Origin of the sequence: Nocardia cyriacigeorgica NBRC 100375 (assembly GCF_000308555.1) — a bacterium.
Taxonomy (GTDB): Bacteria; Actinomycetota; Actinomycetes; order Mycobacteriales; family Mycobacteriaceae; genus Nocardia; species Nocardia cyriacigeorgica.
On record NZ_BAFY01000246.1, the window covers coordinates 1 to 9,244 of the forward strand.

Below are 9,244 nucleotides of genomic sequence, written 5' to 3' on the forward strand. Positions count from 1 at the left end.
TTCGCGGTGGGCCAGCTGCAGATCTTCGTAGTAGCGGTAGGACCTGATCAGGTTCTGCCGGTTGGCCTCGACACCGGCCCGCGGATCCCACGAGCGCAGGTCGATGCCTGCCTTGTCGGTGGCGTCGACCAGCCAGTACTGGTAGAGCAGGGCGGCGTAGCGGGTGGGGGCGACGCCCTCGGCGCGGGCCTGGTCGAGCAGGCCTCGCAGCTGGGCCGCGTCGTAGGGCAGGTCCGGATGCACCCCGCCGGGTCCCGCTTCGGCATTGCGGTTCACCAGCGGCAGGTCCAGGTAGCGGTCCAGTTCGTCGGCCGTGGCCGGCGCCGTGGCCAGACCGAGCCCGACCGCGGCAGCGAGCAGCACCACCGCCGCGCGTAGCACTATTCCGATACGCATCAGCCGTTCAGCCTTCCTCTCCGCACACTCGATTTCCTGCGAGCTCGAATTCAAGAAAATGCGCGGTGTGACAGCACATTTCCCGCGGATAGCCACATTCCGAACAGACCGGCTCGGATGCCGAAACACCGATCGATCACCACCCGGCCCCGACAGCCCAGCAGGTTACGAGCAGGTAAACACACCCTGACCGGCAAAAGCAACCATGCCACGCGCCGGTGATCTTGTGCGTTGATTCAGCGGAATCAGAAGGAGATTGCCTGGTAAGCGCGGCGTCGACGGTGGCGAACCATGGTAAATCGTGCGGATTACCGAGTGAAGGCCATGCGAAAGATCACAAGACGGTAACGCAGACGAGCCCCACAGCGAATGCCGTCGGATTACCGCCGTCGCCGTATGCCGGGCAACGCAAAGAGGGGTGGCATCCGGCGCACTGCCGGATGCCACCCCTCGGATCATTCCCGCGCGAACGCGGAGCGGATCAGCGCTCCAGGATCGCGACGACGCCCTGACCACCCGCGGCGCAGATGGAGATGAGCGCGCGGCCGGAACCCTTCTCGGCCAGCATCTTCGCGGTCGAGGCCACGATGCGGCCGCCGGTGGCGGCGAACGGGTGGCCCGCGGCCAGCGAGGATCCGTTGACGTTGAGCTTGCTGCGGTCGATCGAGCCCAGCGCGCCGTCCAGGCCCAGGCGCTCCTTGCAGTACTGATCGGACTCCCACGCCTGCAGGGTGGCCAGCACAACCGAGGCGAAGGCCTCGTGGATCTCGTAGTAGTCGAAATCCTGCAGGGTCAGGCCGTTGCGGGCGAGCATGCGCGGCACCGCGTAGGTGGGCGCCATCAGCAGGCCGTCCGGGCCGTGGATGTAGTCGACGGCGGCGACCTCGGAGTCCACCAGGTGCGCGAGCACCGGCAGGTTGCGCTCGGCGGCCCATTCGTCGCTGGACAGCAGCACCGCGGAGGCGCCGTCGGTGAGCGGGGTGGAGTTGCCCGCGGTCATCGTCGCGTCACCGGCCTTGACGCCGAAGACCGGCTTCAGAGTGGCCAGCTTCTCGATCGAGGAGTTGGGGCGCAGGTTGTCGTCGCGGGTCAGCCCGAGGAACGGGGTGATCAGATCGTCGAAGAAACCGCGGTCGTAGGCGGCGGCCATGTTCTTGTGCGACAGGTAGGCGAGCTCGTCCTGGGCTTCGCGGGCGATGCCGAATTCCTTGGCGGTGATGGCGGCGTGCTCACCCATCGACAGGCCGGTGCGCGGTTCGGCGTTACGCGGGATCTCGATGCCGAGCATGCTCGGGCGCAGCTGGCCGACCAGCTTCAGGCGGTCCTTGTTGGTCTTGGCGCGGTTGGCGTCGAGCATCCATTCGCGCATGCCCTCGCTGACGCCGATGGGCGCGTCCGAGGTGGTGTCGGTGCCGCCGCCGATGCCGGCGTCGATGCGGCCGGCCGCGATGGCATCACCCACGGTGACGATGGCCTGCAGGCCGGTGCCACAGGCCAGCTGCAGGTCATGGGCAGGGGTGTAGGGGCTGAGCTTGCTGCCGAGCACGCTCTCGCGGATCATGCCGTGCTCGCCGACCCGCTTGAGCACCGCGCCGCCGACGACCATGCCGAGCCGTTCGCCCTGCAGGCCGAAGCGGCTGACCAGGCCGTCCAGCGCGGCGGTGAACATGTCCTGGTTGGAGGCGTGGGCGTACGCCTTGTCGGAACGAGCGAACGGGATCCGGTTACCGCCAACGATCGCGACCGGACGCGGCTGCTTGGTGGTGTTGGCCGGGCTCTTCGTCGAACGGGCTTTGCTAGTCACTCGAGTCTCCAGGGTCTCGTCGGGATCTTCCGCCGCGCCCCGGACGCTGGTGCGGAACCCCTCCACACGGTTCGGCGCCCGGTCGCAATCGGTTTACATTAAACTTACTCTGGAGTAAGTTTGTTGTCGATACCGCACCCCGCAATTGTGCGCTCGCGCACCTCACGGGCGACGCCTGCGCCGCTGGTCAGGCAGCCTAAGGAGTCATGCGAGCGCAAACGGGGGGGCGCACCGACATCCAAGACATCGAGCACAGAAAAGGTGGGAAACGTGGCAGCCAAGAGCAAGGGTGCACCCAACCTCTACGGATCGTTCGTCCATTCCGCCCCCGGCGCCTTCCTCGCGAGCAAGCTCGGCCTGCCGCAGCCGGAAACCCTGCGGCGCTACGTCAAGGGTGAGCCCGCGCTGCCGGGTCCGGTGCTGCTCGGCGGTAAGGGTCGGGTCGCCGAACCGATCCGGGCCCTGCTGACCGACTACACCTTCGCCGACGCCCCCAGCCAGGGCACCAAGTACGGCGCCCTGGTCTTCGACGCGACCGGCATCGGCACCATCGAAGACCTCTCGCAGCTGTTCGAGTTCTTCCAGCCGGCCATGCGCAGCATCGCCGCCTCCGGCCGCGTCGTCGTCATCGGCACCACGCCGGACCTGGCCGCCAGCGTCGACGAGCAGATCGCCCAGCGCGCGCTGGAGGGCTTCACCCGCAGCGTCGCCAAGGAACTGCTGCGCGGCGCCACCGCCAACCTGGTCTACCTGCACCCGGAGGCGTCCGCCGCCGCCACCGGCCTGGAATCGACGCTGCGGTTCCTGCTCTCGGCCAAGTCGGCGTTCGTCGACGGCCAGGTCATCCGCGTCGGCAAGGACGACGCCGTCGCCCCCACCAGCTGGGACCGCCCGCTGGAGGGCAAGGTCGCCGTGGTCACCGGCGCCGCCCGCGGTATCGGCGCCACCATCGCCGAGGTCTTCGCCCGCGACGGCGCCCAGGTGATCGTCGCCGACATCCCGGCCGCCGGTGAGGCGCTGTCGGAGACGGCGAACAAGGTCGGCGGTACCGCGCTCGCGCTCGACGTCACCTCCCCCGACGCCGCGCAGAAGCTGGCCGAATTCGCCACCGAACGCTTCGGCGGCATCGACATCATCGTGCACAACGCCGGCATCACCCGCGACAAGCTGCTGGCCAACATGGACGAGGGCCGCTGGAACTCGGTCATCAACGTCAATCTGGCAGCGCCGCACCGCATCACCGAGGGCCTCGTGGCTTCCGGCGCGCTCAAGGCGGGCGGCCGCGTGATCGACGTGTCCTCGATCGCCGGTATCGCCGGTAACCGCGGCCAGACCAACTACGGCGCGTCCAAGGCCGGTGTCATCGGCATGGTGAACGCCGAGGCACCGAAGCTGGCCGAGAAGGGCATCACCATCAACGCCGTCGCCCCCGGCTTCATCGAGACCGCGATGACCGCTGCCATCCCGCTGGCCACCCGGGAGGCCGGCCGGCTGATGAGCTCGCTGCTGCAGGGCGGCCAGACCGTCGACGTCGCCGAGACCATCGCCTTCTTCGCCAGCCCGGCGTCGAACGCGGTGAACGGCAACGTGGTTCGCGTGTGCGGTCAGAGCCTGATCGGAGCATGATGACCGAGACCATCACTCTCACCGAGCCGCCGAAGAACGGCAAGCTGTACTTGAAGGCAGCGCTCGGTTCGGTGCCGTTGCCGCTGGTCGCGGCACGCAAGCCGACCCTGCCCGACCGCGAGATCAAGCTCGACGGCGTGCGGGTCGATCCCGACCACCTCGCGGCCTACTGCCGGGCGACGGGCCTGCGGTTCGGCGATTCGCTGCCGCTGACCTACCCGTTCATCCTCACCTTCCCGGTGGTGATGCAGCTGGTGGTGCAGCGCGACTTCCCGTTCGTCGCGGTCGGCGCGGTGCACGCGGAGAACGTCATCGAACGGACCCGTGAGATCTCGGTGAGCGAACCGCTCGACATCACCGCCCACATCGAGAACCTGCGCGAGCATCCGAAGGGTCTGCTGGTCGACGCGATCAGCGAGATCCGGGTGGGCCGCGAGCTGGTGTGGCGTCAGGTCACCACCTTCCTGCACCAGCAGCGCACCTCGCTCTCCGGTGGGCCCAAGCCCGAACCCAAGCCCGACGAGGTGCCGCCGCCTCCGCTGCGCACCCTGCGGGTGGATCAGCCGACCATCACCCGGTACGCGGCCGCCTCGGGTGACCACAACCCGATCCACACCTCCGCCCTCGGCGCGAAGGCGTTCGGTTTCCCGAAGCCGATCGCGCACGGAATGTGGTCGGCGGCAACGGTTCTCGGCTCGATCGAGGGTCGGATTCCGTCGCAGGTCACCTACTCGGTGAAGTTCGGTAAGCCGATCTTCCTGCCGTCGACGGTGAATCTGTACGCCGATCAGGCCGACGGCGGCTGGGATCTGGCGCTGCGGCATCCGAAGAAGGGGTACCCGCATCTGACGGCGACGCTGCGCTGAGTCCCGGTTCGGGCGATTCGATTGGAGCCGCGCACTTTTCGGGGTGCGCGGCTCTTTCGGTTCAGTCACCGCAGCAGACCTCAAGTCGTGTGCCCCTGGTCGTGCGCCTCGAGTCTGTGGACAGCACCCGGTCACGGGGGCAGTAGATGGCTCTTCGCCGTGATTCAGCAGTCGCAACCGCACCCATTGCAGCAGCAGCCATCACAACAACCGCCCCCGCCTTCGCCGCCACCGCAGCAGCTGCCGCAGTTCGAGCAGCAGTCGACGCCGTCGCAGCAATTACCGAGGTTTTCCTTCCACCAGGCGGGCCGGCGTTCGCCATTGCAGGGGTTGGTGTGGTCGGCGCAGCACGCATATCCGGTGCAGTAGATGCCGAGAACGGCGGGTATGGCCTCGGCGATACCGGGACGGCGGGTCGGCGGGCGATGGCCGGTGCGGTGCCTGCGCGCGTGCGCCCCGGCGGGATTCCCGGGCCGCACCCCGCGGATGGACTCGGCCTGTCTGCCCAGCGCAGTCGCCGTCGCCGCGGCCTGCGCTGTCTCGCCCTGCACCGCGCGCATGCCGAGGCGTCCGCGCTCGCCCCGGCGTCCGTGCTGGAGTTCGCCCGACTCGCCCGATGCGGCCGAGCACGCGTGCGCGGCCACGGCGCCGGCGCCGCGCCCGATACGGCGCACCAGCGCGTGCAGCGGGTCGAGCAGCATCCACCGGACAGCGGGCCGGTCTCCGAGGTCGGTCGCCGCGATGGCCGCGCGCAAACGCGAATCCGACTGGTGTAACAGGTCATACGCTTGCGGCATGCCGGTGCCGGTGGCGGCGAGTGGGTTGAACCGGCCGCGTTCGCGATCGGTCTCGTAGTCCTCGATAGCGTCGGCGAGGTGGGCGATGTGGCCGAAGTGCCTGCCGGCCGCACGCAACGGGGCAATGTTGTCCGGCCGCTCGGCGAGCACTGCCGAGTGGGCGAAGAATTCCGCGGCGCACAGCTGGGCCGGCTCGGTCAGTTCGTCGAGGGTCAGCAGGTGCGCGCGACGTTCGCGATCGGGTTGCGAATCGAGCGCCACGACAAGCGGTTCCACATCGAAACCGATCAGTTGTGCCTGACGCCGAGCGGCGTCGGCCCAGCGGCTCGACACCTTCGTCATGGGGCGGCGGGTCAGCACGGAGGTGTCGCCGTCGCCCACGTGGTCACGAATCTTGGCCGAGCCCAACAGCAGTGATGCGGTAGAAGCCAACGTGATCCCCGCCGAATCGGCCGTGGCCACCTGCGCTCGTCGCATGCCACGCAACGCGCACGGCCCTGCGGTAGTCCGCTCGATCCTGCCTTCGCGCTGCGCCTCGGTGAGCATGCTCAGCACGATCGCATCGGTATTGGTGGCGCTGCGGGCGAGTTGCCCGTGCCCGTCGCGCAGGCCCAGACACAGCCCGCACATATGCGCCTGCCACTGCTGTGGATCCACCCCGTACTTCGCCGCGCTGTGCGCGCACGGCTTCAGCAACCCGAACAAACGTCCCCTCCGCATATCCTGCCGAAATCCCCGGCCCCGTAGAACGCTCCGAACTCTCGCACCTACCGCCGCGCGCGGCAACTCCGCCCGGACACCGCGGACAACATCCGACGAACTCCGGCCGACCGGCAACCTATGGGGTGGAGCGCTGGACGCTCGCGAGCCCGGCCTACTCGGCCTTCTTGCGCCCGGCCAAACCGCTCCACGCGAGATCGTCGAGCAGGTCGACGGCCTTGGACACCTCGATCCGCCCGGTGGCGACGCGGTCGGCGATGGCCTCGCCCGCCCCGATGACGGCCGCAGCGACGACGTCGAAGTCGGTGCCGGGTTCGGCGTGTTTGGCACTGGATTCGAGCAGTTTGGCGGTCAGTTCGATGACCCGCTCGCGGGCGTTCTCGATTTCGGAGGCGAAGGCTTGCTGGCCGATGGCCTGACGGTAGAGCACCTGCCAGGAGTGCCGGTTGTGGTCGACGAAACCGAGGAAGCCTTCCAGGGCGGTGCGCAGCTGTTCGTGCGGGGACAGCAGCGGGTTTCCGGCCGGTGCGACGGATTCGATCAGGCGCAGGCCCTCGCGTTGGATGCAGGCCCGGAACAGTTCGTCCTTGGAGCCGTAGTAGAGATAGAGCATCGGCTTGGAGATCTTGGCCTCGGCGGCGATGGCGTCCATCGAGGTCTCGTGGAAACCCTTACGCGAGAACACCTCGACGGCGGCGTCGAGCATTTGTTGCTCACGAACCGCCCGAGGAAGTCGCTTCGTTCCGCCCGCCATCCGCTCTCCTACTACAGGGTGAGCACCTTATATTACTCCAAGGTAAGTTCTTGTTGGACAGATTTGCCCGGCAGTCGCTCAGAATGGGTCTTTCCCAGCGAAGCTCTCAGCAGTGCAGTGGCGCACCCTTGAACCAGGCCATCCGCAAGACCGACGCGTCCACCTGCGCGATGGGCAGCCGCCCGCTCCACACGGCCTGCTCGAGCCGGTCGAGCACCTGCGGAACGGCGTCGGTGGTGATCCACAGCGCGTTGTCGGCACCGGCCACCAGCGAGGCCTCCACCGCCTCCGGAATGCTCATGCGATCGGTGATGGCCGCCATGCCGCCGAGATCATCGGTGAAGATCGGCCCGTCGAAGGGCGCCGCGCCGTAACCGGTGCCCTTGCGCAGCAGCTCCATCGCCGCCGGGCTGATGCTGGCGGGCACGTTCGGCGCCGTCAGCCCCGGCACGTCCAGATGCCCGACCATCACGCCCGCACCCGAACCGACCAGATCGCGGAACGGCACCAGATCGCGGTTCTGCAACTGATCCAGCGGCGGAGTGCGAACCGCGCCCAGATGCGAATCACCGGAACCGGCTCCGTGCCCGGGGAAATGCTTCATGACCGTGCCGACCCCCACCTCGCGCATCGCGCGGATGTAGGCGCCCGCGTACTCGGTGACCACCATGGGGTCGTCGGAGAAGGAGCGGTCGCCGATGACGGAGTTGTCCGGCTGGCTGCTGACGTCGACGTCGGGGGCGAAATTCACCGTCACGCCGAGATCTTTGAGCGCCTTACCCCGTTCCAGCGTCGCGGTGTAGAACTCCTCGGTGGTCATCGTCTTCGCGGTCTGCCGCGCCGAGGGCGCAGGACCGATCAGATCGCTGACCCGCGAGACCCGCCCGCCCTCTTCGTCGATGGTGACCATCAGCGGCACATTCGCCGCCGCCTTCACCTGCTCCACCTGACCGTCGGCCAGCAGCGACTGATCGGTCCAGCCACCGATGAAGATGCCGCCGACCTGGTGATCACGCACCACGGCCAGCGCGTCGGCGGTGCTGTTCACGCCGACGGTGAGCAGCTGGGCCAGCTTCTGGCGCGGAGTGAACTTCGCCAGATAGTCGGCCGAGCAGTCGCGCTTCTCGGTGGTGGCGGCGCCCGGCGTCGCCGCGGGGGTCGCTTCGGTGGCGACCGGACGCGAGGTGGCCGAGTTTCCGGTGTCGCCGCCGGAACAACCGGTCGCGATGGCAGCCAGTACCGCGAACAGGACGAGAGGCGTCTTGCGCATGTATCGACGGTAATCCGCGCGCACGGGTCGGCGGTAATCCGCACGGCGTGCCGGGGTAGGCGCGCGCCCGCGCGGGAGCAGCTCACCGGCCCGTTCCGGGAGTAACCTGAGGACGTAGCCAGGAGACCACCGGGAGGTCGTCGTGCCCTGCGATCTGATGCTCATCGCCTACGACGGATCCGAGCACGCCAAACGGGCCATCGAATACGCCGGGCGATTCCTCACCGCCAACCGCGCGGTCGTGCTGACCGCATGGGAACCCATGGTGCGCCAAGCCGCCCGCATCTCCGGGCTCTCCGGGGTGATGCAGCCGGAATGGGTGCCCGACGAGGAGATCGAGGACGTCGCCTACGTCTCGGCCCGCGAAACCAACCGTGAGGGCCTGCGCCTGGCCGAATTGGCCGGGCTCAACGCCGAGGCCAGAACCGCCGAATGCACCTCGACGATCTGGAACGCCATCGTCGAATGCGCCGACGAACTGAACGTCGACATCATCGTCGCGGGGACCCGCGGCGCGACCGGTATCCGCGCGCTGCTGCACAGCAGCGTCGCCGACGCGGTGCTCAAGCACTGCCACCGGCCGGTCTTCCTGGTCCCGCCGGCCAAATGAACCGCCCCCGCTGAGATGGCGATCGGCGGATCCGGCCGGGACTCGATGAGATCTACGTCGCCCCGGCGGACGTAGCTCCCCAACTCCGGGAAATCCGGGGCTACCGTCGGGCTATGGACGGGTTCTTGCTTGCCGCCCCGGACGGTGTGGTCCGGGCACACGACACGCGCGCCACCTTCGATGACGCGCAGCAGGCGGTCACCGCCCTGCGCGACGGGACGGCGGCGATGGTGGTCGGTGCCCTGCCCTTCGACCCGCGCGAACCGGCGGCGTTGAGCGTGCCGGGACGAGTCGAGCACACCGCGGGGCCCTGGCGTCCGGCCGCCGTGCCCGAGCTGCCACCGGTCAGCGTGCTCAGCGAACTGCCGAGTACCGGTGAGCACCTGGCACGGGTGGCGAAG

At 68.5% G+C, this 9,244-nt stretch carries 7 protein-coding genes and 2 pseudogenes; 4 read left to right on the forward strand and 5 right to left on the reverse strand.

What is annotated here, in order from left to right:
• Together RJ05_RS24800 and RJ05_RS24805 are read right to left on the reverse strand one after the other, a co-directional pair.
• Positions 1-396, reverse strand: a pseudogene (locus RJ05_RS24800) (hypothetical protein); the annotation flags it as partial.
• 481 nt (positions 397-877) lie between these two features.
• Complete coding sequence (locus RJ05_RS24805; RefSeq protein ID WP_036541291.1) at positions 878-2,200, reverse strand: acetyl-CoA C-acetyltransferase; 1,323 nt, start codon at positions 2,198-2,200, stop codon at positions 878-880.
• A 270-nt stretch (positions 2,201-2,470) separates the two neighbouring features.
• Between RJ05_RS24805 and RJ05_RS24810 the strand changes: the two genes are divergently transcribed.
• Both RJ05_RS24810 and RJ05_RS24815 read left to right on the forward strand, forming a co-directional pair.
• Complete coding sequence (locus tag RJ05_RS24810; protein WP_036541277.1) at positions 2,471-3,826, forward strand: 3-oxoacyl-ACP reductase; 1,356 nt, start codon at positions 2,471-2,473, stop codon at positions 3,824-3,826.
• A complete protein-coding gene (locus RJ05_RS24815; RefSeq protein ID WP_036541280.1) occupies positions 3,823-4,692 on the forward strand; it encodes a MaoC family dehydratase in 870 nt (289 codons plus the stop codon). Before RJ05_RS24810 ends, RJ05_RS24815 begins: the two co-directional genes overlap by 4 nt.
• Positions 4,693-4,856: 164 nt before the next feature.
• Here RJ05_RS24815 and RJ05_RS24820 read toward each other — a convergent pair whose 3' ends face one another.
• The 3 genes from RJ05_RS24820 to RJ05_RS24830 all read right to left on the reverse strand — a co-directional run bounded on the left by RJ05_RS24820 (position 4,857) and on the right by RJ05_RS24830 (position 8,233).
• On the reverse strand, positions 4,857-6,194 hold the full coding sequence (locus RJ05_RS24820; protein WP_051016887.1) for a DUF5685 family protein: 1,338 nt from the start codon (positions 6,192-6,194) through the stop codon (positions 4,857-4,859).
• 169 nt (positions 6,195-6,363) lie between these two features.
• Complete coding sequence (locus tag RJ05_RS24825; protein WP_036541284.1) at positions 6,364-6,963, reverse strand: TetR/AcrR family transcriptional regulator; 600 nt, start codon at positions 6,961-6,963, stop codon at positions 6,364-6,366.
• 106 nt (positions 6,964-7,069) lie between these two features.
• Positions 7,070-8,233 (reverse strand): glycoside hydrolase family 3 N-terminal domain-containing protein, encoded by a 1,164-nt coding sequence (locus RJ05_RS24830; protein ID WP_051016888.1) that lies wholly within the window; start codon positions 8,231-8,233, stop codon positions 7,070-7,072.
• A 142-nt stretch (positions 8,234-8,375) separates the two neighbouring features.
• Between RJ05_RS24830 and RJ05_RS24835 the strand changes: the two genes are divergently transcribed.
• Positions 8,376-8,843, forward strand: coding sequence for a universal stress protein (locus tag RJ05_RS24835; protein WP_036541286.1), 468 nt, complete (start codon positions 8,376-8,378; stop codon positions 8,841-8,843).
• A 113-nt stretch (positions 8,844-8,956) separates the two neighbouring features.
• Positions 8,957-9,244 (forward strand): annotated as a pseudogene (locus tag RJ05_RS24840) (isochorismate synthase); the annotation flags it as partial.